Source organism: Patulibacter defluvii (genome assembly GCF_034096925.1).
In the GTDB taxonomy this organism is placed as follows: domain Bacteria; phylum Actinomycetota; class Thermoleophilia; order Solirubrobacterales; family Solirubrobacteraceae; genus Patulibacter; species Patulibacter defluvii.
Genome location: NZ_JAWZSQ010000006.1, coordinates 174,461 through 197,978, shown reverse-complemented (window position 1 = coordinate 197,978; position 23,518 = coordinate 174,461). Strand labels below are relative to the sequence as shown.

The 23,518-nt window shown below is 75.8% G+C and carries 21 protein-coding genes; 11 read left to right on the top strand and 10 right to left on the bottom strand.

Features of this window, described 5'->3' with window-relative positions; all coding sequences use genetic code 11:
- Window positions 1-10: 10 nt before the first annotated feature.
- The 5 genes from SH587_RS08880 to SH587_RS08860 all read left to right on the top strand — a co-directional run bounded on the left by SH587_RS08880 (window position 11) and on the right by SH587_RS08860 (window position 7,121).
- Entirely contained in the window at window positions 11-1,357 is a 1,347-nt protein-coding gene (locus tag SH587_RS08880; protein WP_320670234.1) for a glycosyltransferase, read from the top strand.
- 7 nt (window positions 1,358-1,364) lie between these two features.
- Entirely contained in the window at window positions 1,365-2,426 is a 1,062-nt protein-coding gene (locus tag SH587_RS08875) for a glycosyltransferase family 4 protein (RefSeq protein ID WP_320670233.1), read from the top strand.
- A gap of 176 nt (window positions 2,427-2,602) precedes the next feature.
- Entirely contained in the window at window positions 2,603-3,238 is a 636-nt protein-coding gene (locus SH587_RS08870) for a hypothetical protein (protein ID WP_320670232.1), read from the top strand.
- Window positions 3,225-5,465: an O-antigen ligase family protein gene (locus tag SH587_RS08865; RefSeq protein ID WP_320670231.1), complete on the top strand. Its 2,241-nt coding sequence runs from the start codon at window positions 3,225-3,227 to the stop codon at window positions 5,463-5,465. The genes SH587_RS08870 and SH587_RS08865 overlap by 14 nt, the downstream gene beginning before the upstream one ends.
- Before the next feature lie 57 nt (window positions 5,466-5,522).
- On the top strand, window positions 5,523-7,121 hold the full coding sequence (locus SH587_RS08860) for a glycoside hydrolase 5 family protein (RefSeq protein WP_320670230.1): 1,599 nt from the start codon (window positions 5,523-5,525) through the stop codon (window positions 7,119-7,121).
- Between the two features lie 20 nt (window positions 7,122-7,141).
- Here SH587_RS08860 and SH587_RS08855 read toward each other — a convergent pair whose 3' ends face one another.
- Both SH587_RS08855 and SH587_RS08850 read right to left on the bottom strand, forming a co-directional pair.
- Window positions 7,142-8,329, bottom strand: coding sequence for a glycosyltransferase (locus tag SH587_RS08855; RefSeq protein WP_320670229.1), 1,188 nt, complete (start codon window positions 8,327-8,329; stop codon window positions 7,142-7,144).
- Window positions 8,330-8,413: 84 nt separating this feature from the next.
- Window positions 8,414-9,514, bottom strand: a complete 1,101-nt coding sequence (locus tag SH587_RS08850; protein ID WP_320670228.1) for a glycosyltransferase family 4 protein — start codon at window positions 9,512-9,514, stop codon at window positions 8,414-8,416.
- A gap of 100 nt (window positions 9,515-9,614) precedes the next feature.
- Here SH587_RS08850 and SH587_RS08845 point away from each other — a divergent pair, with 100 nt between their 5' ends.
- From SH587_RS08845 to SH587_RS08835, 3 genes are all read left to right on the top strand, one after another.
- Window positions 9,615-10,748, top strand: coding sequence for a glycosyltransferase (locus SH587_RS08845; RefSeq protein ID WP_320670227.1), 1,134 nt, complete (start codon window positions 9,615-9,617; stop codon window positions 10,746-10,748).
- Complete coding sequence (locus tag SH587_RS08840) at window positions 10,745-11,656, top strand: glycosyltransferase family 4 protein (RefSeq protein WP_320670226.1); 912 nt, start codon at window positions 10,745-10,747, stop codon at window positions 11,654-11,656. The genes SH587_RS08845 and SH587_RS08840 overlap by 4 nt, the downstream gene beginning before the upstream one ends.
- Before the next feature lie 147 nt (window positions 11,657-11,803).
- Window positions 11,804-12,559, top strand: coding sequence for a hypothetical protein (locus SH587_RS08835; RefSeq protein ID WP_320670225.1), 756 nt, complete (start codon window positions 11,804-11,806; stop codon window positions 12,557-12,559).
- A 3-nt stretch (window positions 12,560-12,562) separates the two neighbouring features.
- On the opposite strand, the gene SH587_RS08830 is transcribed toward SH587_RS08835, so the two are convergent.
- Window positions 12,563-14,230 carry a SulP family inorganic anion transporter gene (locus SH587_RS08830; RefSeq protein ID WP_320670224.1) on the bottom strand — a complete coding sequence of 556 codons (1,668 nt, stop codon included), beginning with the start codon at window positions 14,228-14,230 and terminating at the stop codon, window positions 12,563-12,565.
- Window positions 14,221-14,445, bottom strand: a complete 225-nt coding sequence (locus SH587_RS08825; RefSeq protein WP_320670223.1) for a hypothetical protein — start codon at window positions 14,443-14,445, stop codon at window positions 14,221-14,223. The genes SH587_RS08830 and SH587_RS08825 overlap by 10 nt, the downstream gene beginning before the upstream one ends.
- Window positions 14,446-14,501: 56 nt before the next feature.
- Between SH587_RS08825 and SH587_RS08820 the strand changes: the two genes are divergently transcribed.
- Window positions 14,502-14,885 (top strand): ArsR/SmtB family transcription factor, encoded by a 384-nt coding sequence (locus tag SH587_RS08820; protein WP_320670222.1) that lies wholly within the window; start codon window positions 14,502-14,504, stop codon window positions 14,883-14,885.
- Window positions 14,886-14,910: 25 nt separating this feature from the next.
- On the opposite strand, the gene SH587_RS08815 is transcribed toward SH587_RS08820, so the two are convergent.
- The 5 genes from SH587_RS08815 to SH587_RS08795 all read right to left on the bottom strand — a co-directional run bounded on the left by SH587_RS08815 (window position 14,911) and on the right by SH587_RS08795 (window position 19,902).
- Window positions 14,911-15,810 (bottom strand): 5'-3' exonuclease, encoded by a 900-nt coding sequence (locus tag SH587_RS08815; RefSeq protein WP_320670221.1) that lies wholly within the window; start codon window positions 15,808-15,810, stop codon window positions 14,911-14,913.
- Window positions 15,811-15,823: 13 nt separating this feature from the next.
- A complete protein-coding gene (locus tag SH587_RS08810; protein WP_320670220.1) occupies window positions 15,824-17,215 on the bottom strand; it encodes a calcium-binding protein in 1,392 nt (463 codons plus the stop codon).
- 135 nt (window positions 17,216-17,350) lie between these two features.
- On the bottom strand, window positions 17,351-17,770 hold the full coding sequence (locus SH587_RS08805; protein ID WP_320670219.1) for a hypothetical protein: 420 nt from the start codon (window positions 17,768-17,770) through the stop codon (window positions 17,351-17,353).
- 93 nt (window positions 17,771-17,863) lie between these two features.
- A complete protein-coding gene (locus SH587_RS08800; protein WP_320670218.1) occupies window positions 17,864-18,895 on the bottom strand; it encodes a glycosyltransferase family 2 protein in 1,032 nt (343 codons plus the stop codon).
- The gene (locus tag SH587_RS08795; protein ID WP_375341743.1) at window positions 18,892-19,902 is read right to left on the bottom strand and encodes a glycosyltransferase family 4 protein; all 1,011 of its coding nucleotides are present in this window, start codon (window positions 19,900-19,902) and stop codon (window positions 18,892-18,894) included. Before SH587_RS08795 ends, SH587_RS08800 begins: the two co-directional genes overlap by 4 nt.
- Before the next feature lie 169 nt (window positions 19,903-20,071).
- Between SH587_RS08795 and SH587_RS08790 the strand changes: the two genes are divergently transcribed.
- The gene (locus SH587_RS08790; RefSeq protein WP_320670216.1) at window positions 20,072-20,905 is read left to right on the top strand and encodes a WecB/TagA/CpsF family glycosyltransferase; all 834 of its coding nucleotides are present in this window, start codon (window positions 20,072-20,074) and stop codon (window positions 20,903-20,905) included.
- Between the two features lie 3 nt (window positions 20,906-20,908).
- On the opposite strand, the gene SH587_RS08785 is transcribed toward SH587_RS08790, so the two are convergent.
- Window positions 20,909-21,466 (bottom strand): TetR/AcrR family transcriptional regulator, encoded by a 558-nt coding sequence (locus tag SH587_RS08785; RefSeq protein ID WP_320670215.1) that lies wholly within the window; start codon window positions 21,464-21,466, stop codon window positions 20,909-20,911.
- A 70-nt stretch (window positions 21,467-21,536) separates the two neighbouring features.
- Between SH587_RS08785 and ilvD the strand changes: the two genes are divergently transcribed.
- A complete protein-coding gene (gene ilvD, locus SH587_RS08780) occupies window positions 21,537-23,438 on the top strand; it encodes a dihydroxy-acid dehydratase (RefSeq protein ID WP_320670214.1) in 1,902 nt (633 codons plus the stop codon).
- Window positions 23,439-23,518 lie beyond the last annotated feature (80 nt).

The following is a 23,518-nucleotide window of genomic DNA, read 5'->3' as shown; positions in this document are numbered from 1 at the left end:
CTCACCTGCCGTGCCCGCGAGCGCCGCCCCCGCGCCCGATCCGCCCTCCCGCCCCCTGCGCGTCTGCGTGGTCGCCGAGTTCTACCCGCGGGCCGACGATCCGGTGCTGGGGATCTGGGCCCACCGCCAGGCGATCGCCGCCCGCGACGCCGGGGCCGAGGTGCAGGTGCTGGTGCTGCACCGCCCGGTGCCGCCGCGGGCGACTCGGCTGCGCGACGCCCCACGGGTGCTGCGCACGATGCTGGCCCAGCCGCGCAGCGCCGAGATCGACGGCATCCCGATCACCTACGTGCGCTTCCTCAGCCCCCGCCGCGACCGCAGCTACGGCGGCTGGGGCCGCTGGGCGGCGCGGCCGCTGCGGCGGGCGCTGCGCCGGCTGCGCAGGCGGTTCCCGTTCGACGTGGTCCACGCCCACAACGCGGTCCCGGCCGGCGACGCGGTCCGGCGGGTGCTGGCGCGGGTGGCCGCCGACGTGCCGCTGGTGGTGTCGGTCCACGGCGGCGACGTCTACTACACCGCCCCCCGCTTCGCGGCCGGCGACGCGGCGATCCGGGCGACCTTCGCCGAGGCCGCGCTGGTGCTGGCCAACAGCGCCGGCACCGCCGACCGCTGCGCCGCGCTCGACGCCCCGCGGACGCGGGTGGTGCGGCTGGGGACCGACCTGCCCGACCCGGACGCGCTGGAGCGGTGGCGGAGCGCCCGCTCGTGGGACCCGCCGCGCGGCGGCGAGAACGGCGAGCGGCGCGCCCGCGGCCGCTGGGGCCACGGTCCGCGGCGGCGGATCGCCGCGGTCGACGCCCCGACGCCGCTGCTGGTGACCGTCGCCCACGTGGTCGGCCGCAAGCGCCACGAGGACGTCGTGCGCGCGCTCTGGTCGCTGCGGGACCGCCACCCCGGGGCCCGCTACCGGGTGATCGGCGACGGTCCCGAGCGGCCGGCGCTGATCCGCCTGGCCGCCGAGCTGGAGGTCGACGACCGGATCGAGTGGACCGGCCAGCTGCCCCACGGCGAGGCGCTGGCCCACGCCCGCGAGGCCGACCTGTTCGTGATGCCGTCGATCGACGAGGCCTTCGGCGTCGCCTACGTCGAGGCGATGGCCGCCGCGATGCCAGCGATCGGCGCGCTCGGCGAGCCGGGCCCGCAGGAGATCGCCGACGCCGGCGAGGGGATCGTGCTGGTCCCCCCGGGCGACGTGACCGCGCTGGCGGGCGCGCTCGACCTGCTGCTCTCCGACCCCGCCCGGCGGCGGGCGCTGGGGCTGGCCGCCCGCCGGACGGTGGCCGAGAGCTTCACCTGGGAGCGCTGCGGCCGCCAGACGGTGCGGGCCTACCGCGACGCGCTCGGCGGTGCGCGATGATGGCGCCGTGGGCGCCCGGCCGATCCTGATCGTCACCTCGCGCGTGCCGCCCGAGCGGGTCGGGGCGCTGCGCGCGCTGGCCGAGCGGGCGCCGGTCGAGGTCGCCGTCTTCGAGGGCCGCGACCACCACTTCCACGGCAGCGTCGCCGACGCCGGCGTCCCGCTGCACCGGGTCGGGCAGGCCGCGATCGGGCGCCTGGCCGGCCGGCGCGACCGCTGGCGGGCGGTGGTCGGCGGCACCGCCGGCCGGATCGCGCTGCCCTCGGCCTGGCGCGGCGCGCGCCGCGCGGGCACGCCGTTCGTGCTCTGGAGCGCGCTCTGGCACGAGCCCTCGACCGCGGCCTTCCGGCTGGCCCGGCCGCTGCTGCGGCGGATCGTGCGCGACGCCGACGCGATCGCCGCCTACGGCTCGCACGTGGCCGCCCACGTCCGCGCGCTCGGCGGCCAGCGGGTCCACGTGGCCCCGCAGGCCGTCGATCCGGCGGTCTGGGTCGACCCGGGTGCCGCCCCGCGCGACCCGGACGACCCGTTCCGGATCCTCTTCGTCGGCCGCGACGCGCCCGGCAAGGGGATCGAGAGCCTGCTGGTCGCCTGGCGCCAGACGAAGCTGCACGAGGCGATCGGGGCCGAGCTGGTGCTGCTCGGCCCGCCCGCGGCCGCCGACGCCGGGCTGCCCGGCGCCCGCGCGCTGGGACCGGTGCCGAGCGAGGGCGTGCGGGCCTGGCTCGACCGCAGCGACGTCCTCTGCGTGCCCTCGGAGCGGACGCCGGCCTTCGTCGAGCCGTGGGGGCTGGTCTGCAACGAGGCGCTGCACCGCGGGGTGCCGGTGCTGGCCACCGACGCCGTCGGGGCGGCCGCCGGAGGCCTGGTCCGCGACGGGCGCAACGGGCGGATCGTGCCCGCCGGCAAGCCACTGGCCCTGGCCCGCGCCCTCACCGACCTGGCCGTCGATCCCGACGGCGCCCGCGCGCTCGGCGCCGCCGGCCGCCGCGACGCCTCGGCCTTCACCTTCGAGGCCTGGGCCGACGGGATGCTGGCCGCCGTCGAGGACGCCGAGCGGGCCACCTAGGGCTCTCCGGCGCGCGATCGGGAGCGCGATTGCGCAACTCGACGTGCCCCCGCCGGTTGGTAGCGTAGAACCCGAGCTCGCTGGTTCGTGGGTGCCCTGCGCCCGCGGCACGCCGTCCGCCCTGGCGGATTCCCGAAGGGTGGGACCGGGTCCCCCGTCCCCGACGAGACATCGCCGTGCGCACACTCATCCGCCTGACCACGCTCCTCGCCGCCCTCGTCGCCGTCGCGTTCGCGCCCGCCGCCGCGTCCGCCGACTACCGCGAGATCTTCCGCGACTGCACCGACGGCAAGCTCGACAAGTCGTACACGCAGAAGGACCTGAACGAGGCCCTCAACAAGCTCGACGCGATGGGCGACTACAACGATTGCGCCGACGCGATCGCGATCGCCCGCAACGGCGGCGGCAAGAAGGGCGGGTCGGGCAACGGCGGCGGAGGCAACGGCGGCTCGACCGGCGGCGGTGGCTCGACCGGCGGCAGCGGCGGCGGTGGCACCGGTGGCGGCGGCGCGACCACCGGTGACGGCACCACCGGCGGCGACGGCGGCAGCACGACGCCGACCCCGCCGACCCCGCAGGAGACGGCCGACGCGACCAACGCCGCCAGCCAGATCGCGACCAAGGCCACCGGCGGCGACCAGATCGACCTCAAGAACGTGAAGGTCCCCCAGTCCTCGCTCGATCTGGGCGAGTCGGGCGCCTCGCTGCCGACCCCCCTGCTGCTGGCCCTGATCGCCTGTGGCGGGGCCGCCTGCGTCGCCGGGGGCGCAGCGGGACTCCAGGCCCTGCGACGGCGCCGTGGCGGTCGCTGACGCGCTCAGGCGCCGGGCCCCACGGCCCGGCAGCGCGGACCAGCCGACCCGGACGCTGCCGGTCGTCGGCGCGCCGACGCGCTCGCGGCTGCCGCGCCCGCTGCGCGGCGACGGCCCGTGGGTGATCCTGGTCGCCGGCCTGCTGGTGTGGGCCGTGACCCACGCCCGCACCGGCCAGAGCCTGGACACCTCCGGCCCGGTGCTGCTGGCGATCACGGCCGTCTCGGGGCTGGTGGCGATCGCCGCCGCCCTCCGCGCGCCCGGCGGCGCCCGCGCCTGGGGCGCCGGCACGCTGTTGGCCGGTGCCGCGCTGGTGATCGTCACCGGGGCCTCGATCAGCTGGTCGGTCGCCCCCGACACGTCGTGGATCGAGACCAACCGGACCCTCGCCTACGTCGCGCTGATGGCCGGCGGCGCCGCCGCCGCGCGGCTGGCGCCCGGCCGCTGGCAGGCCCCGCTCGGCGGCGTCCTGCTCGGCACGACGGTGGTGATCGTGCTCGGGCTGGCGAGCAAGGTCTTCCCGGCCGCGATCGACCCCGAGCAGGTCTACGCTCGGCTCCAGGACCCGATCGGCTACTGGAACGGGATCGGCGCGATCGCCGCCTTCGCGCTGGTGCTGGCGCTCTGGCTCGGCACCCGCCGGACCGGCTACCGGCCGCTCAACGCCACCGCCTATCCGATCGCGGCGCTGGCGGTGCTGACGCTGCTGCTCTCCTACTCGCGCGGCAGCCTGATCGCGGCCGGGATCGGCGCGCTGGTCTGGATCCTGCTCGCCCCGCGCCGGCTCCACAGCCTGCTGGTGCTGGTGGTCGGCGTGCTCGGCGGCGGCTTCGTCGGGATCTGGACCTTCGCCAACGCCGCGCTCTCGACCGACAAGGTGCTGCTGGCCGCCCGCGAGTCGGCCGGCGCCGAGCTCGGCGTGCTGCTGATCGGCACGATCGTCGTGCTGCTGGCCGCCGGCCTGGCGATCGAGTTCGCCACCGTCTTCACCGGCGTCACGCCGCTCGAGCGGCGGCGGCTGGGCGTCTTCGTCGCCTGCGTGGTGGCCGTGATCCCGGTCGCCGGCGTCGCGCTGGTCGCCACCAGCGACCGCGGCCTCGGCGGCTCGGTCAGCAACGCCTGGCACCAGCTGACCGATCCCGACGCGGCGGTCCCGGGCGGCGACCCGTCGCGCTTGACCGCGGCCAGCTCGTTCCGCTCCCAGTACTGGCGCCAGGCCCGCGACGTCTTCGAGATCCAGCCGCTGCACGGCGTCGGCGCCGGCGCCTTCGGGGCCGTCCAGCCGCGGGTCCGCAAGAACGGCTACGTCGCCCGCCACGCCCACGGCTGGATCCCGCAGACCCTGGCCGACCTCGGCTGGGTCGGGATGCTCGTCTCGCTCGGCTTCGGCCTGGCCTTCGTGGCGGCCGCGATCCGCGGGCTCGGCCTGCGCGGCCCGCTGCGCCACGCCGCCCGCCAGCCGGAGCGGGACGGGACCGCCGCGGCGGTCGCCGTGGTGGCCACGTTCGCCGTCGCGTCGATGGCCGACTGGACCTGGTTCGTGCCCGGCGTGGCGCTGCCGCCGATGCTGCTGGCCGGCTGGGTGATCGGCCGCGGCGCCGAGGCCGCCTTCCGGCCGCGGCCACGGCCGTCGATCGCGGTCGCCTCGCGGCGCACGGCCTACGCCGCCGCGCTGCTGGTCGCGTTCGCGATCGGCTGCTTCTCGATCGCCCAGCCGTGGCGGTCGGTGCGGGCCCAGAACGACGCCCTCGCCGCGATCGACCGCGACGACCTGGCGACCGCCGAGAAGCGGGCGCGCGACGCCCGTTCGCTCGACCCGCTCTCGACCGAGGCCGACTACGTGCTGGCCGGGATCCTGGTCCGCCGCGGCGACCTCGAGGGCGCCCGCCGGCTGTACGAGAACGCGATCGAGCTGCAGCCGGCGATCCCCGACAGCTGGCAGCGGCTGGCGAGCTTCGAGCTCTACGACGCCGACCGGCCCTTCAACGCCCAGCGCGCGGCCGGGATCGCGCTGAGGCTGGCGCCGACCAGCTCGGTGGCGACCAGCGTCGCCGTCGCCGCCAGCCGCCGCGCGGCCGAGAAGCGCCAGGCCCGCGGCGGCGGCGCCGGCACCACCGCGCCGCCCGCCGGCACGACGACGCCCCCGCCCGCGACCGGCACCACGCCGCCGGCCACCGGCACCACGCCCACCACCCCGGACGCGGGCTCCGGCGGGACCACGCCCTGACCGCGGATCGGCGCGAACCGCGACCTTTTCGCCCGTGATGGTTTACGACTGCTTGACATGCGCCGACTGATCCCCCTGACCGCCGCGCTGCTGACGCTGTTCGCGACCGCGAGCGCGTCGGCCAACACCCGGCTGGAGTCGACGTTCCAGGACGACCCGCGGATCGTCTACGGGTCGGACGCGGTCCGTCAGAAGACGCTCGACGAGGCCAAGGCGCTGGGCGTCCAGCGGGTCCGGGTGACGGCGTTCTGGTACCTGATCGCCCCGGCTCGCGACCAGACCACGAGGCCGGCGAACTTCGATCCGACCGACCCGAACGCCTACGCGGCCAGCGACTGGGAGCGCTACGACCGGATCGTCAGCGAGATCCGCCAGCGCGGGATGCAGGTCAACCTGAACCCCAGCGCTCCCGGGCCGCTGTGGGCGATGTCGGGCGCCTTCGACGAGCGGCTGGCCGACCGCACCAACCCGAACCCGGCCGAGTTCGGCGCCTTCATCGGCGCGCTCGGCCGGCGCTACAGCGGCAGCTTCGTCCCCGCCGGCCAGACGGCGCCGCTGCCGCGGATCGACTACTGGTCGATCTGGAACGAGCCGAACCAGGGCGCCTGGCTCTCGCCCCAGTGGTCGAGCACCCAGAAGACCGCCGTCGAGCAGTCGCCGCCGCTCTACCGCAAGCTGGTCGACGCCTCGTGGATCGCGCTCCACGCCACCGGCCACGGCGACGACACGATCCTGATCGGCGAGACGGCGCCCAAGGGCCAGCACAGCCTCTCGAACCTGAAGTCGCGCGGCACGCCGATGGACGCGATGCGGTTCCTGCGCCGCGTCTACTGCCTGAACGACCGGCTCGGGTTCCTGACCGGCGGCGACGCCGCGAAGGTCGAGTGCCCGGAGACGCCGAACCCGGCCGAGTTCACCGCCGCCCACCCGGGCCTCTTCCAGATGACCGGCTACGCGCACCACCCCTACGAGCTGGTGCGCTCGCCGACCAGCCGCCCCGACTACCCGGACGACTGGGTCACGACGGCCAACCTCGGCTCGCTGACCGACCAGCTGGAGCGGATCATGGCCCGCTACAAGGTCAAGCGCTCGACGGTGCCGCTCTACCTGACCGAGTACGGCTACCAGTCGAACCCGCCCGACACCGGGATCTCGGCGGTCTCGCTGAACAAGCAGGCGGCCTGGATCAACGAGGCCGAGTACATCGCCTGGCGCAACCGCTACGTGCGGACGCTGGCCCAGTTCCTGCTCTACGACGACGCCCCGGTGCCCGGCGAGACCGACCCGGACCAGAAGTGGAGCACCTTCCAGACCGGGCTCCGGTTCGGGCCCGGCTCGGGCCGCGACGGCAAGGCCAAGCCGGCCTACGACGCCTACCGGTTGCCCTTCTTCCTGCCCAAGCGGACGGCCGCCCGCAACGGCAACCTGAAGGTCTGGGGCCGCGTGCGGCCCGGCGGCGGCAGCGGCCCGCGCGACGTCGAGCTGCAGCTGCGCGACGCGAAGGGCCGCTACAAGCGCTTCAAGCAGTTCAAGACCAGCAAGTACGGCTTCGTCAACAAGACGGTCCGGGTCCGCCGGGCGAGCGCCCTGCGGCTGGCCTGGAAGAGCGGCTCGAAGACGTACTACAGCCGCGGCGTCTCGTTCCGGGTCCGCTAGCCGGCGGGCCCGGCCCAGCCCTAGGGCATCAGGCTGGCGAGCTGCGGCGCGGGCGCGTCGCGGTCGACCAGCGTCGGGTCGAGCGGCCCGGCGCCGCGGCCCTCGACGACCCGCTCCAGCAGCCGCTCGTAGCGGTCGGTGACGGCGTCCCACGAGTACGCCTTCGCGCGCTCGATCGCCGCCAGCCGCAGTGCCGCCACCCGCTCCGGGTCGCGCAGCAGCGCCTCCAGCTCGCGGGCCAGCGCCGGGGCGCCCTCGCCGCCGCTGAAGGTCGCGCCGGCGCCGCCGATCGTCTCGACGTTGGGGGCGTGGTCGTTGACCAGCACCGCGGCGCCCGAGGCCAGCGCCTCGAGGATCACCGGATGGGTGCCGCCGACCTCGGTCGGCATCACCGACAGGTAGCTGTTCTTCTGCAGCTCCCAGTAGCCGCGGCCGAAGACGTAGCCCGGGAAGAGCACCCGCGGGTCGGCGCCGCGGTGGACGCCGCGGATGTACTCGTGGGCGTAGGGCGCGCCGCCGACGATCACGAGCTTCTTGCCCTTCGTGACCTCGTACGGGATCCGACTGAAGGCGTCGACCAGCATGTGCGGGTTGTTCTCCGGCTCCAGCCGGCCGACGAAGAGGATGTACTCGCGCGGCTCCAGGCCCAGCTCGTCAAGCGCGTCGACGGTCGTGTAGCCCGGGTCCTCGACGCCGTAGGGGATCACGTCGATCCGCTGGCCGTAGCGCTTGGCGAAGACGTCGGCGACCGCGTCGCTGTCGGTCAGGGCGATGTCGGCCCAGCGGGGCGCGTTGCGCTCGGCGAAGCGCAGGTAGGCCTTGGCCGCCGCCGGCCACTTCGAGCGGTCGGAGTCGAGGCCGTCGACGTTGATGACCGTCGGCAGCCCGGCCGCCCGGGTCAGGCGCGTGATCGGGCTGTTGCCGGCGATGAAGAAGAGCGCGACGTCCGGCTTCAGCCGCCGCACGCAGTGCTCGGCCGAGAGGTAGGTGTGGACGAACGTGTCGAGGTACTTGTTGCGGATCGTCGGCAGGTGGACGAGCCGCGCCCCGGCGTGCTCGCGCAGATCCGGGTCGACGACGTGTGGTCGGCAGTAGACGGTGACCTCGTGGCCGCGCTCGACCAGCCGCCCGGCCAGGTGCTCGGCCGCGGTCTCGAAGCCGCTGTAGGCGGCCGGGATGCCGCGGGTGCCCAGGATCGCGATCTTCATCGGAGAGGTCGACGGACCCCGTGCCCCGCGGGTTCCGTGAACGGCGAGCGTACCGGAGCGCGGGTCGCGGGTGCGCCCGCGGCGTCAGCGACCGGCCCGCCGCCGGACCGCCAGCCGGTAGGCCTCGACGTGCGCCCGCGCCGCCGCCGACCAGCTGCGGGCGCCGGCCACCCGCCGCCCGGCCTGGGCCAGCCGCTCGCGCAGCCGCGGCTCGGCCACGATCCGCTCGACCGCGTCGGCCAGCCCGTCGGGGTCGCGCGGCGGGAAGTAGGCGGCGGCGTCCTCGCAGGTCTCGGTGACGCCGGGAGCGCGGGCGGCGACCACCGGCACCCCGCGCGCCATCGCCTCCAGCGGGGTCAGGCCGACGCCCTCGTGGAGCGCCGGGTGGACGAGCGCCAAGGCCCCGTCCATCAGCGCCAGCAGCTGGTCGCGCTCGGGGGCGACGGCGATCCGCTCGCCGCCCGCGGGGGCGCCGGCGATCCGTCCCGCCAGCACCAGGTCGGGGGCCGCGTCGCCCAGCCGCGCCGTCAGCGTGCGGTGGGCGGCCCGCAGCGTCGGCAGGTCCTTGCGCGGCTCGTCGTCGCCGACGTAGAGCAGGTAGGGCCGGGTCAGCGGCACCGATGGCCCGCGCTCGGTGGCGCCAGAGCGGATCTCGCGCGCGTGCCACTGGCCGGGGCCGTGGGGGGCCACCACCACCCGGTCGGCCGGGACCTGCCAGCGCTCGCGGACGTCGAGCGCGGTGGTCTGGGAGACGGCGATCACCGCGTCGGCGCGCAGCGCGGCCCGCCGGTGGGTGACCGAGGCCCAGCGCGCGAACCGTGGGTCGAAGCACTCCGGCAGCAGCTCGAAGGCGAGGTCGTGGACGGTCGTCACCTGGGCGATGCCGGCCGGCGCACCGGGCCCGCGACCGGCGATCCGGGGGCTGAAGGCGGGCAGCGGGTGGTGGACGACGTCGACCCGGTGGCGGGCGGCCAGCGCCGGCAGCCGCAGGTGCAGCCAGCGCTGGTCGTGGGCCAGGTTGCGGACGCTGCCGAGGCCGCCGCCGGCCGGCGGCGGGCGGTGCTCGTCGCCGAGCGCGACGACGTCGACGTCCTGCTCGGCGAGGGCCGCGAGCAGCTGCTCCACGTAGACGGCGGTCCCGGATGCGCCCCGCAGCGCGTAGCTGGTGTCGACGAGGATCCTCACGAGCGCCGCTGCCGCGACAGGCTACCCGGGCTCGGCCCGTCGGGCGGTCCGTCACACGTCACCCACCCGGAGACCGCGCGCTCATCTAGCCTTCGGCCCGATGCGGTCGCTCCTGGTGGTGCACGCGGTGGACCGGCCGGGCGGGGCCGAGCTGGCGCTGCTGCGGGCCGCCCCGCTGCTGGCCGAGCGCGGCTGGCGGATGACGATGACCGGCCCGACCGGCCGGCGGCCGGCCGAGGCGCCGGACGACGTGGTCTGGCGCCAGCAGCCGGTCGGCGGGCTCGGGCGCGGTCAGGGACTCGGCGCGGTGCTGGCCTTCCGGGCCTTCCGGGCGCTCGCCGCGCAGCACGACGTCGTCTACCTGAACGGGACGGTGCCGGCGCGGCTGCTGCCGGCGCTGCAGCCGCCCGGCGGGCGCGGCGGCGGACGGATCGCGGCCCGGACCGCGATCCACGTCCACGACATGACCCGCCGCGTGCCGCGCTTCTGGGGCGGCGCCGACGTGCTGCTGGCCGACTCGCGGGCCTGCGCCCACCCGGTCGGGCAGCGGCTCGGCCGCGACGTCGTCGTGACCGGCTGCCCGGTCGACCTCGACCCGCCGGCGGTCGCCGCCCCGTGGACGGTCGACGACCGGCCGGTGATCGCCTTCGTCGGCCGGATCGAGCCGCGCAAGGGCCCGCTCGACCTGATCGCCGCCGCCGAGGGGATCCGGGTCGCGGTGCCGCGGGCGCGGATCGTGATCGTCGGCGAGGACTCCTACGACGCCGACCCCCACCACGCCCGGCTGGTCGACCGCCGGGCCGACGCGGCCGGGGTCGAGCGCTGGCCGTGGCAGACCGGCGGGCCGGGGCTGCTGCGCCACGTCGACGTGCTGGTGGTGCCGTCGCACCGCGAGCCGTTCGGGACGATCGCCGCCGAGGCCCAGGCGGTCGGGGTCCCGGTCGTCGCGTCGGCGGTCGACGGGCTGGTCGAGGTGGTCCAGGACGGCGTCACCGGGCGGCTGGTGCCGCCCGGCGATCCGGCGGCGCTGGCCCACGGGGCGGTCTGGGCGCTGCGCGAGCGGACGCTGCTGGCCGACGGCTGCCGCCAGGCGGCGCGGGCCTGGGCGCTCGACGCCTTCGCCGACCGGGTCGACGCCGCGCTGCGCGGCCACCGCGGTCCGGCCGACGGCGACCGCTCGGCGACGACCGCCGCCACCCGCGCCGCGGCCGACGACGGTCGCGGGAAGCGATGAAGGTCGCCCTCGACACGCGCGCGACGGCCGACGTCCGCGGGATCGGGCGCTACGTCCGCTGCCTGCGCGACGCGCTCCAGGAGACGGCCGAGGGCGACGAGGTGGTCGAGCGGCGGCGGCCGATCGGCTGCGACCTGTTCCACAGCCCGTGGCTCGACGGCGTGCTGCTGCATCCCGGCAAGCCGCAGGTGGCGACCCTCCACGACCTGGTGCCGCTGAAGCGCCGCCGCGAGTACCTGCGGACCGGCGTCCGCTTCCGGCTCCGCTATCTGGCCGTCCAGCGGGCCGACCGGATCGTCGTCCCGACCGCCGCGGTCGCCGCTGACGTCGAGCGGCTGCTCGAGGTCCCCGTCGCGCGGCTGCGGGTGATCCACGAGGCCCCCGCGCCGCACTTCGCCCCCGCCGCCGACGACGCGATCGGCGAGCTGCGGGAGCGGCTGGCGCTGCCCGAGCGGTTCCTGCTCTGGGTCGGCGGGATGCGCCACCCCGATCCCCGCAAGCGGCTGGACGAGCTGGCCGCCGCCCCGCGGACGCTGCCGCTGGTGCTGGCCGGACCGGCCGGGCCGTGGGCCCACGAGCTGCCCGACGTGCAGCTGACCGGCGAGCTCAGCGACGGCGACCTGGCGACGCTCTACTCGGCCGCCCACGCGCTGGTGCTGCCCTCCGACGACGAGGGCTTCGGCCTGACGCCGGTCGAGGCGCTGGCCTGCGGCTGCCCGGTGGCCTGCAGCGACGTGCCGGCGCTGCGCGAGGTGCTCGACGGGCGGGCCGCGTTCGCTCCGTCGGACGACGTCGCCGGCCTGGTCGCGCTGGCCGAGGGGCTGGAGCGCCCCGCCCCCGCGCCGCCGGCGTGGAGCTGGACCGACGCCGCCCGCGCCACCTGGGCCGTCTACCGCGAGCTGGCCTAGGCGTCCGGGGTCGATCGCGCGGGCGACCCGGGGTCGCTCCCGCGGAGGACCGACGATCGTCCGCGCCGGGCCGCGGATCGGCCGACCGGCGGACGCGACCGCGGCTCTCGCGACCTAGCGTGGGCGGCCATGCGCTCCCCCCGCTCCGTGATCCCCCTCGCCCTGGCCGCCGCGATCGTCGCGATACCCGCCGCGCCGGCCGCGGCGCGCGAGGGCGGCAAGCCGAAGAAGATCAAGCCCTGCGTCGAGCGGAAGAAGCCGGTCAAGGGCAAGAAGAAGAAGCGGCGGGTCTGCGGCGACGTCCGCGCGGTCGCGCTGCCGCGCCGCTGGCAGGTGGTCGCCGTCGACGTCGTCGGCACCACCACCGCCCGCGACGAGAGCGAGGACTTCGACTTCCGGATGCGGGGCACGACCACGATCCGCTCCAACGGCAGCGACAAGAGCGGGCGCTTCCAGCAGCCGGAGAAGGGGGTCGCCGTCGCGACGCTGTCGCCGGTCCGGACCGCGATCACCAGCCGCGCCACCTGGTCGGACGAGCAGGCGGGGATCTACGACTGCGACCGCCCCTGGCCCGCCGGCTCGCTGCCGACGATCCTCAACACGGTCGTCGTGCCGTCGCACCAGACCAAGGGCGCGCTGATCTTCCGCTGGAGCTTCCTGCCCTCCGGCTGGAGCCCGTCGTGCGTCCGCCACGACGGCGCCAGCCTGCCGGCGCCGAGCCCGCCGCCGGCGCCCTCCGACCTGGGGACCGCCTCGTACCCCGCCAGCGCCTTCCGCGACGCGCCCCGCAAGGCGTCGATCGACCTGGTCGTCGACCAGCGCCGCCGCTGGTCGGACGGCACGATCCGGGTCACCCAGACCTGGCGCGGGAAGGTCGAGCTGCGACCCATCGGCGGGCGCTGACCGTCAGGCCGCCAGCGCCCGCCGGTTGCGCAGGTGGTGGCGGCGGGCGTGGACCAGCGCCTCGTCGATCGTCGGCAGCAGGTGGTTGGCGTGGGCCAGCTGGTCGAGCACGCCGACCCGCTCCAGCAGCCCGCGGTGCTCGGGCCGCAGCGAGGCCAGCAGCACGGTCACGCCCTGCCGCTGGAGGTGATCGATCAGGTCGGCGAGCGCCATCGCCCCCGTGCTGTCGATCACCCGCAGGCCGCCCATCCGCAGGATCACCACCTCGACGTCGGCGACCGCGGTCAGCTCGAGCAGGAACCGCTGGGCGGCCCCGAAGAAGAGCGCCCCGTCGAGCCGGTAGGCGACGATGTGCTCCTCGATCAGCGCGTGCTCCAGCGTCGCGTCGACGTCGACCGGGCCGAGGTCGTCCCGCTCGAAGGCGGCACTGGCCGCGACCGACCGCAGCGCCAGCAGCGCGGCCAGGGCGACCCCGATCCCGACCGCGACGACCAGGTCGAAGGCGACGGTCGCGGCGGCGGTCAGGAGCAGCAGCAGCGCGTCCTCGCGGGTCGAGCGCAGCAGCCGCCCGACGGTGCCCGTCTCGACCATCCGGGTGGCGGTCACGAGCAGGACGCCGGCGAGCGCGGCGATCGGCACCCGCTCCAGCAGCGGCGCGAGCAGCAGCACGACGGCGACCAGGGTCAGGCCGTGGACGATCGTCGCCGCGCGGGTGCGGGCGCCGGCGCGGACGTTGACCGCGGTGCGGGCGATCGCGCCGGTGGCCGGCATCCCGCCGACGAAGGCGACGGCGACGTTGGCCAGCCCCTGGCCGACCAGCTCGCGGTCGGGGTCATGGGCCTCGCCGTCGGCCATCCCGTCCGCGACCCGGGCCGACAGCAGGCTCTCGACCGCGCCGAGCGCCGCGACGGCCAGCGCGGCGGTCACCAGGTCGCCGAGCCGGTCGCCGTCGATCTGCGGCAGCGACGGCGTCGGCAGGCCGGCGGGGATCGCGCCGATCCGCGTGACCGACAGCCCGGCCAGCTCGGCGACGACCGTCGCCACGGCCACCGCCAGCAGCGAGGCGGGCAGCGCCCGGTGCAGGCGCGGGGCCGCGACCATCACCGCGGCGACGACGGCCACGACCGCCAGCGCGCTCCAGTGGCCACCGCCCCAGTCGACGACGGCGCGAACGGCGACCGCGGCGGTGTTCTCGCCCTCCGGCTTCGGCACGCCGAGCGCGGCCGGTACCTGCTGGAGCCCGATCAAGAGCGCGATCCCGACGGTGAAGCCCTCGACCACCGGCCACGGCAGGACGGCGGCGTAGCGGCCCAGCCGCAGCGCGCCCGCGAGCACCAGCAGGCCGCCGGCCAGCAGCGCGACCGCGGCCACGCCGGCCGGCCCGAGGGTGGCGACGACCGGCACCAGCACGACGGTCATCGCGCCGGTCGGGCCGCTGACCTGGACGTGCGAGCCGCCGAAGACGCCGGCGACGATCCCCGCCACGATCGCGGTCACCAGTCCGGCCTGGGCGCCGAGGCCGGAGGTGACGGCGAACCCGAGCGCCAGCGGCAGCGCGACGACGGCGACCGTGATCCCGGCCACCAGGTCGATCCGCCAGCTGCGCCGGAGGCCGGCGTAGTCGCCGCGGCCGGGCAGCAGCGAGCGGCGGCGGGCGGCGCTCAGTTCCACGACCGTCCACGGTCGTGGCGGTAGCGCTCCCAGGCGTCCCGCAGCACGGTCGTCGCGGCGTCCGGAGCCAGCCGCAGGACGGGGTCCAGGTCGTCCGGCTCCAGCAGCTCCAGCAGCCGTTGGGCGGCGGTCCGGGCGCGGGCGGGATCGCGCCCGAGGTCGGCGATCAGCCGCGCGACCACCGGGTCGGCAGCACCATGAGCTGATGATTCCATGATCTTCAAAGATCTTAAGATAAGAAGGAAGCGTTGGTATCGTGACCCCCGACCGCATGCCCGACCTCCCCCCGCAGCCGCCCGGCGAGCCGGCGCCGATCTACCGCCTGAAGGCCGAGTTCTTCCGCCTGCTCGGCCATCCCGCCCGGGTCCGGATCCTCGAGCTGCTGCGCGACGGCGAGCGCTCGGTCGGCGAGCTGCAGGCCGCGCTCGGGCTCGACTCCAGCGGCACCTCCCAGCACCTGACCGCGATGCACCGCCAGGGCGTCCTCGAACGGCGGCGGGCGGGGACCAGCGTCTTCTACCGCGTCAAGGACCCGCGGATCTTCCAGCTGCTGGAGATCGCCAAGCAGCTGCTGACCGCCCGCCTGGAGGAGACCCGCGACCTGCTCGGCGACCTCGCCGGGGTGGTCTACGACGGGTCCGGCCGGCAGCCGTAGCCGGCCCGCGGGCCGGGCGCGGCCCTTACCCCGCCCGCAGGTCCTTCGCCAGCCGGCCCATCCCCAGCGCCTCGGCCGCCGCGGCGCCGCCGGCGCGGTCGGTCGGAGCGTCGGGCACCGGCTCGACCGGCGCCTCGATCAGCCGCGCCACCTCGCGGTCGCGGCGAACCTCGGCGGCGTGCTCGCAGAGCGCTCCCGCCAGCCGCGGGGTCAGGCCGTCGCCGAGCTGCGGCATCGGACCCGGCTCGCCGTCGGGGCCGTCGGCGCCGGCCGCGCGCAGCACGCCCTCCAGGTCGCCGTGGGCGGCCAGCAGCCGGGCCGCGGTCTTGGCCCCGATCCCGGGCGCGCCGGGGATCCCGTCCGACTGGTCGCCGCGGAGCGCGATCAGGTCGGTCACCTGGTCGGGGCGGACGCCGAGCATCTCGCGCACGCCCGGCTCGTCGACCGTCACCAGGCCGGGCCCGCGGCCGGCCGGGCGGCGCACGATCACGTGCTCGTCGACGCAGGCCAGCAGGTCGCGGTCGCCGGTGACGATGATCGAGCGCTGGCCGGCCGCCGACCGCTGGCGCGCGACCGTGGCCAGGACGTCGTCGGCCTCCAGCTCGCCGCCGTCGCGGACCGCCCAGCCGAACGCCCGGCAGAGGTCCGGCGCCTGCTCCCAGCGGTGCCGCAGCGCGTCCGGCATCGGCTCGCGGTGGGCGTGGTAGGCGGGCAGCAGCGCGGTCCGGTGCGGCGCGTCCTCCGAGCCGATCGCGCAGCAGACGCCGGCCGGCTCGTGCTCGGCGATCTCGGCCAGGATCGCCCGCACGGTGCCGAGCAGGGCGCCGATCGGCTCACCGTCGGCGCCCTTGATGCTCGACGGCAGCGCGAAGTGCGCGCGGTAGAGCATCCACGGCAGGTCGAAGAGCAGCAGCGGCGCGGTCACGCCGCCAGGCTACTCACCGGCGACCACGGGAGACGACGATCGTCACCGCCTTGGTGGTCTTCTTGCCGGCCCCCGGCGAGAGCTTCACGACCCGGCCCTTGCGCGTGCGCGAGGCGGCCCGGCGGGTCTTGCCGACCTTGCAGCCCGCCTTCTTCAGCCGCTTGCGGGCGCTGGTCACCGTCGAGCCGGCCTTCACCTTCGGCACCGTGCAGCGCTTGGCCGAGCCGCCGCTGCCGCCGTCGCCGGAGGGGCCGCCGTTGCCGCCGCCGCTGCCGCGCTCGACCGTCTCGCAGTTGCTGAGGACGTCGATCGGGTCGGCGATCACGCGGTCGTTGCCGTTGCCGCAGTCGATGCTGTCGCGCTCGCCGTCGCGGGCGTCGATCACGTCGTTGCCGTACTGGCCGCGGCACTCGGCGAAGTTGCACGATCCCGGGCCGGCGTCGGCCAGCACCGTGTCCTGCCCCGGCCCCGGGACGATCCGGTCATCGCCGTTGCCGGCCTCGATCGAGTCGTTGCCCGCGCCGCCCTCGATCACGTCGTCGTAGTCGAACGACCGCAGCCGATCCGGGCCGGGGCTGCCGATCAGCGTGGTGCCGCCGGCACCGGTGCCGTTGACGTCGAAGACCACCGGGTCGCGGCCGGCCACCAGCCGCGCCACCTGGCGGGTGACGATCCGCTCGACCCCGATCACGTTGTCGCGCTCGTTCGGGCGGCCGTCGTCGGCGTTGCCGTCGATCGTGACCGCGATCGGCAGCGTCGGGCCGTTGCTGTCGAACCAGTCCTGGGTGATCGAATCGACGCCGGGGCCGCCGTCGAGCAGGTCGCTGCTGAGGAAGCGGCCGCCGGCCAGGTCGTCGTCGCCGGCGTCGCCGTGGACCTGGTCGTCGCCGCCGCTGCCGTCGAGCTCGTCGTCGCCCCCGCCCCCGTGCAGCACGTCGGGGCCGGCGCCGCCCTCGAGCGCGTCGTTGCCGTCGCCGCCGTTCAGCGCCACCGCCCGGTCGCCCGTCGGCCCGGTCAGCTTGTCGTTGCCGGGGCCGCCGTCGATCGTCAGCGGACCGCCGACCGGGATCTGCTCGCCGACCGCGACCACGTCGTCGCCGTCACCGGTCTCGATCTGGATCCCGGAGAGCCCGGCCGCCTTGCAGCTGACGAAGTACCAGCCCATCGCCGACGTCTCGCTGCAGGTCAGCCCGTCGCCGACGGTCGGCGGCACGACGTCGCTGAACTCGATCGCCTGCTCGTCGAAGGCGTCGCCGCGGACGGCGACGTGGTTGGCCTCGCCGGGACCGGCACGGAGGACGATCGTCGAGCCGTCGCGGACGACCTGCGCGGCGCCGGCCGAGGCGGTCGGCAGCAGCGCGCCAGCGAGCACGGCGATCGGGAGGAGCAGCGAGGATCGGCGCATGGCCGGCCACGCTAGGTCGCGACCGGGGCGATCGCGTCGGCCGCGCGGGCCATCCTGCGCGGCGACCGGAGGAGCGGTGGTCCTCCCCGTTGCCGACGCGGCGTCCTCCGCGCGGGGGACCGGCGGCTCCGCGGCTCAGGCCACGCGCTCGAGCCGGTCCATCTGCAGCAGGTGCTGGTGGGACGGGCAGTACGGCGTGCCGCCGACCGGCTCGCGCCGGCAGGGGGTGCTGCTGCGGGTGGTCGCCTGGCAGGTCGGCCGGGTCCCGGCCAGCGCGTGGGCCAGCTCGGGCCGCTGCCGCAGCTCCTCGGCCAACGGCGCCAGGTCGCGCTCCAGCGTCTGCCAGAGCCGGGCCTGGACGGTCATCGGGTAGAGCGTGCGGACGTCCTGGAAGAGCGACCGGGCGGGGTTCGCGAACAGCGACGGATCCGTGACCAGCCGTTCGATCGTGGCCTCGCACGAGGACAGGATCCGCTGTCGTGCCGCAGGCGATCCCCCCGCGGGGAGGCTGCGGACGAGGTCCCGGTAGAGCGCGCGACTGAGGTGGTGATACATGGGGTCATGAGGACGCTAGCCCCGCTCGCCCCGGGGTCTCCAGCGATCCTCATGCAACCCTCATGGCCGCCGCGGGGGCGACCGGCGGGTGCTTCAGGCCGTCGGCTGCGGCTGGCCGTCGCCGGGCAGGTCGCCGGCGGGCGGCGGCGGACCGGGCGGCAGCATCCCGAACGGGGGCCGGCCGGCGGTGCCGCGGCGGCGGGCGGCATCGCGGCGGCGGCCCTGGACCCAGCGGCGCCGGCGGCGGGCGCCCGGCAGCTTGCGGAAGGCGTCCAGGTAGGCGCGCCAGAGGAACGGCTCGCGGACCAGCGTCCAGCCGAGCGCCGCGATCTCGTAGCCGACGATGAACGGCGCGTGGCGCAGGAAGCCGCCGCAGGTCTCGTTCTTGACCACCATCAGCAACCGGTTGGTGAACTGCAGCCGGCGGTGGGCGCGGTCGACGCGGCCGCGGGTCGAGGGGCTGTAGAAGCGCTTGTGCCAGGCGATCGCGCGCGGCTCGTAGCGGGCCTCCCAGCCGAACAGCTGGGCCCGCCAGGCGAGGTCGGCGTCGGTCGCCCACAGGCCCATGTCCTCGTCGAGCACCTCGAGCCCGAAGGCGCAGTCCTCGAGCGTCGCCCGCCGGTAGAGGACGCAGGCCCCGTCGCCGCCGAAGACCGGGCCGGTCCGCGAGTAGCGGGACGGCGGCTCGCCGTGGCCGACCAGCGTGTTCTTGCGCCGGCGGTCGATCGTCATCCCGGCGGCGTCCAGCTCCTCGGTCCGCTGCTCGGGCTCCATCCCGGTCGCGCGCAGCAGCCGCGGGACGATCGCCCCCAGGGCCGGATTGTGCAGGTGTGGTCGCAGCGCGTCGAGGAAGCCCTCGGAGAGCACGCAGTCGGCGTTGCACCAGAGCACCCAGTCGCCCCCGCAGGCGGCGATCCCGGCGTTCATCGCCGCCGCGTAACCGCGCCGCCGGGTCAGCCGCAGCCGCCGGGCCCCGTAGCGCTCGCACAGCTCGGGGGTGGCGTCGGTGCAGGCGTTGTCGATCACCACGACCTCGTCGGCGCCCTGGGCGCAGGCCGCGGGCAGCGAGTGCCGCAGCAGGCGGGCCTCGTTCACCGACAGGATCAGGATCGTGATGCGACTCACGGGACCACGGAACGGTAGACGTCCAGCGTACGCGCGGCGGTCCGGTCCCAGCTGAAGCTCGATGCGCGCTTCAGGCCTGCGGCGGCCAGCGCGTCGCGGCGGCCGAGCGCGTCGTGCAGGCCGCGGACGATGTCCGCCACGTCGGTCGGGTCGAACAGCTCGGCCGCCCCGCCGGCCGTCTCGCGCAGGGAGGGGATGTCGCTGCAGGCCACCGGCACGCCGCGCGCCATCGCCTCCAGCAGCACCAGCCCGAAGCCCTCGAAGAGCGACGGGTGGACCAGCAGGTCGGCCCCGCGCAGCAGCGCGTCCAGCTCGCCGTCGGGCAGGTAGCCGGGCAGCTCGGCCCCGCGCGCCCGCAGCCGCCGGCCCAGCTCGGTGCCCTCGGCGCCGGTGCCGACCAGCACCAGCCGCTGCTCGAGCCCGCTGCGCTCCCAGGCGACCAGCAGCCGGCCGAGGTTCTTCTTCGCCCGCAGGTCGCCGATCGCCAGCAGGTAGGGCCGCTCGTCGCCGTCGCCGGTCGCGGTCTCGTCCGGCGAACCCTGGGCCAGCGAGGGCGCGTTGGGGACCACGTGGATCCGCGCCGGATCGGTGCCGTAGCGCTCGCAGACGTCGTCGGCGGTCGCCTGCGAGACGCAGATCACCGCCTCGGCGCTGGCCACGGCGCGGCGGGTGACGGTGCGGTACTTCCAGCCGGTGCGGGGCGCGAAGTCGTCGCGGTGGACCTCGAAGGCGAGGTCGTGGACGGTCACCACGCCCGGGCAGGGACGCACGAGCGGCAGGAAGCAGTTCGGCGCGTGCAGCAGGTCGGGCGGGTCGAGCGCCAGCCGCGCCGGCCAACCGACCTGCTCCCAGGCCAGCTCCGGCAGCCGCCCGCCGCCGCCGTGGGCGCCGATCGCGACGTCGTCGCGGCGCCGCAGGGCGGCCAGCAGCTCCGCCGCGTAGCGGCCCCAGCCGCGCCGCTCGGCCTGACGGGCGTCGCGGGCGTCGAAGGCCACGCGCAGGGTCACGACACGCTCCACAAGCCATCGATCCTACGGACCGGCAGGTGGCGGGCGGACTCCGGGCGGGTGGCGGGGATGTGCCCGGATCACGGGCGCCCGGCCGCCGGGACCACTACGATGACCCTCGTCCACTTGGTCCCTGGACCCGTTCCGGCCTCCGCGCCGGCCCCGTCGCATGCCACCTACGACTGCGTCCACCGCTCCCGGTACCGGCACCGTCCGGATCTTCGACATCGCGATCGAGCTCGACACGCCCGCGGCGATGCTCGACCGGATCGCGTCGTGGGTCGCGGAGCGGGCCGTCGCCGCCCCCGACACCCCCGCGCGGCGGGTGATGTACGCCAACGCGCACGTGCTCAACCAGAGCTACGCGGTGCCGGAGCTGCGCGACACGCTGCGGGCGGCCGACCTCGTCTACTGCGACGGCTACGGGGTCCGGCTGGCGGCGCGGCTGATGCAGCTGGAGTCGCCGCACCGGATGACCGGGGCCGACTGGATCTGGGACCTGGCCGCCCTCTGCGAGCGGCGCGACCTGTCGCTCTACCTGCTGGGCTCGGAGCCGGACATCGCCCGCCAGGCCGCCGACCGGCTGCAGGCCCGCCACCCGCAGCTGCGGATCGCCGGCACCCACCACGGCTACTTCGATCCCGACAGCCCCCACGGCGAGCGGGTGCTGGAGGACATCGAGCAGAGCCAGCCGGACATCGTCCTGGTCGGGATGGGCAGCCCGAAGCAGGAGCTGTGGGTCGAGCACGTCGCCGACCGGGTCTCGACCTCGGTGCTGTGGACGGTCGGGGCGCTCTTCGACTACGTCTCCGGCCTGGTCCCGCGGGCGCCGTCGTGGATGGCCGACAACGGCTGGGAGTGGGTCTTCCGGCTGGCGGTCGAGCCGCGGCGGATGTGGAAGCGCTACCTGCTCGGCAACCCGGCCTTCCTGGTCCGGATCGCCGACGAGACGCACCGGCTGCACCAGGCGCCGCCGCCGCTGCCGCCGACGCCGGTCCGCTAGCGCCTAGCGCCGCATCCCCCGCAGCACCAGCTCGGCCAGCCGGTGGGCCGCCCGCGGGCCGATCCCGCCCAGCTCACGGACCGCGCAGAAGACCAGCCGCAGGTCCTCGTGCGAGGCGTCGTCGCGGACGTGGCCGGCGGCGCGGGCTCGCTCGACCATCAGCCGCAGCGCCTCGGTCGCCCCGATCCGGGCCGCGCGGACGGCCTCGCTGGCGAAGGCCGCCTCGTTCCAGGCGGTCTGGGAGAGGGCGTCGCCGCGGCAGTCGTCGACGGTCTGGTGGGTGGCGAGGGTCATCGCCGCCCACGGGTCGTCCTCGTCGAGCGTGGCCAGGAACCGCTCGCGGAGGATCGAGGAGCGGTCGATCACGAGCGTGGCGATCAGCTCGTCCTTGGTGCCGACCTGGCGGTAGATGCTGCCGACGCCGATCCCGAGCGCGTCGGCGAGGGCCGGCATCGGCACGTCGGTCCCGTCCCGGGCGAACAGCTCGTCGGCGACCGCCAGCGTCCGCGCCTGCTTCTCGGGGCCGCTCAGCGACGACCAGGGTGGCACCGGAACAGCCATTCCGCTAGCCTACCGGACACCCTCACCGGAACGGGCGTTCCGCTCGTCTCGACCCAGGAGAGACCGCACGATGGCTCCGCTCAGGTCCCGCACCGTCACCCACGGCCGCAACATGGCCGGCGCTCGCGCGCTGCTGCGCGCCGCCGGCGTCGACGGCCGCGACCTCGGCCGCAAGCCGATCGTCGCCGTCGCCAACTCCTACACCCAGTTCGTCCCCGGCCACACCCACCTGAAGCCGGTCGGCGAGATCGTCTCCGAGGCGGTCGCGGCCGCCGGCGGCATCCCCCGCGAGTTCAACACGATCGCCGTCGACGACGGGATCGCGATGGGCCACGGCGGGATGCTCTACTCGCTGCCCTCGCGCGACCTGATCGCCGACAGTGTCGAGTACATGGTCCAGGCGCACTGCGCCGACGCCCTGGTCTGCATCTCGAACTGCGACAAGATCACGCCGGGGATGCTGAACGCCGCGCTGCGGCTGAACATCCCGACGGTCTTCGTCTCCGGCGGACCGATGGAGGGCGGCACCGCGACGCTCGTCGACGGCACCGTCCGCAAGCGGATCAACCTGGTGACCGCGATCGCCGACGCCGTCGCCGACGAGGTCTCCGACGAGGACATCGCGATCATCGAGGAGCACGCCTGCCCGACCTGCGGGTCGTGCTCGGGCATGTTCACCGCCAACTCGATGAACTGCCTGACCGAGGCGCTGGGCCTGTCGCTGCCCGGCAACGGCTCGACGCTGGCCACCCACACCGCCCGCAAGGCGCTCTACGAGGACGCCGGCCGGATGGCGGTCGAGCTCTGCACGCGGTTCTACGACCAGGACGACGCCTCGGTGCTGCCGCGGGCGATCGCCACCCGCGAGGCGTTCGAGAACGCGATGACGCTCGACGTCGCGATGGGCGGCTCGACCAACACGGTGCTGCACCTGCTGGCCGCCGCCCAGGAGGCGGAGCTGGCCTTCACGATGGCCGACATCGACGCGCTCTCGCGGCGGGTCCCGTGCCTCTGCAAGGTCGCGCCGAACGGGACCTTCCTGATGGAGGACGTCCACCGCGCGGGCGGGATCCCGGCGATCCTCGGCGAGCTGCAGCGGGCCGGCCTGCTGCACGAGGACGTCCACGCGGTCCACGCCCCGTCGCTGGAGCAGTGGCTGGCCGAGTGGGACGTGCGCGGGCCGAAGCCGAGCGAGCGGGCGGTCGACCTGTTCCACGCCGCGCCGGGCTGCAAGCGCTCGGCCGAGGCGTTCTCGCAGTCGGAGCGGTGGGAGTCGCTCGACCTCGACGCCGCCGAGGGCTGCATCCACGACCGCGAGCACGCCTACTCGGAGGACGGCGGCCTGGCGATCCTCTACGGCAACCTGGCCGAGCGCGGCTGCGTGGTGAAGACGGCCGGCGTCGACGAGTCGATCCTGGTCTTCCGCGGGCCGGCGGTGGTGGTCGAGTCGCAGGAGGACGCGGTCGACGCGATCCTCGGCGGCCGCGTGACCGAGGGCGACGTGGTGGTGATCCGCTACGAGGGCCCGCGCGGCGGTCCCGGGATGCAGGAGATGCTCTACCCGACCTCGTACCTGAAGGGCAAGGGGCTGGGCGCGGCCTGCGCGCTGATCACCGACGGGCGCTTCTCCGGCGGCACATCGGGCCTGTCGATCGGCCACGTCTCGCCGGAGGCGGCCTCGGGCGGCGCGATCGCCCTGGTCCAGGACGGCGACCCGATCGCGATCGACATCCCCAACCGCTCGATCTCGCTCGAGGTGAGCGACGACGAGCTGGCCGAGCGGCGGCGGGCGCTGGAGGCCGGCGGCGGCTACGCCCCGGTCGACCGCGAGCGCGTCGTCTCGCCGGCGCTGCGGGCCTACGCCGCGATGGCGACCTCGGCCGACACCGGCGCGATCCGCGACGTCGACGCGGTCGAGCGGGCGGTGGCGCTGGCCGCCCAGGCCGAGGTCGGCAGGGCGCCGGTGGCCTAGCGGTATAGGAGAAGGTATTCCGAGTGGTATAGATGCACCTATACCACTCGGTATAGCTCGACCAATACCGAGCCCTGGTA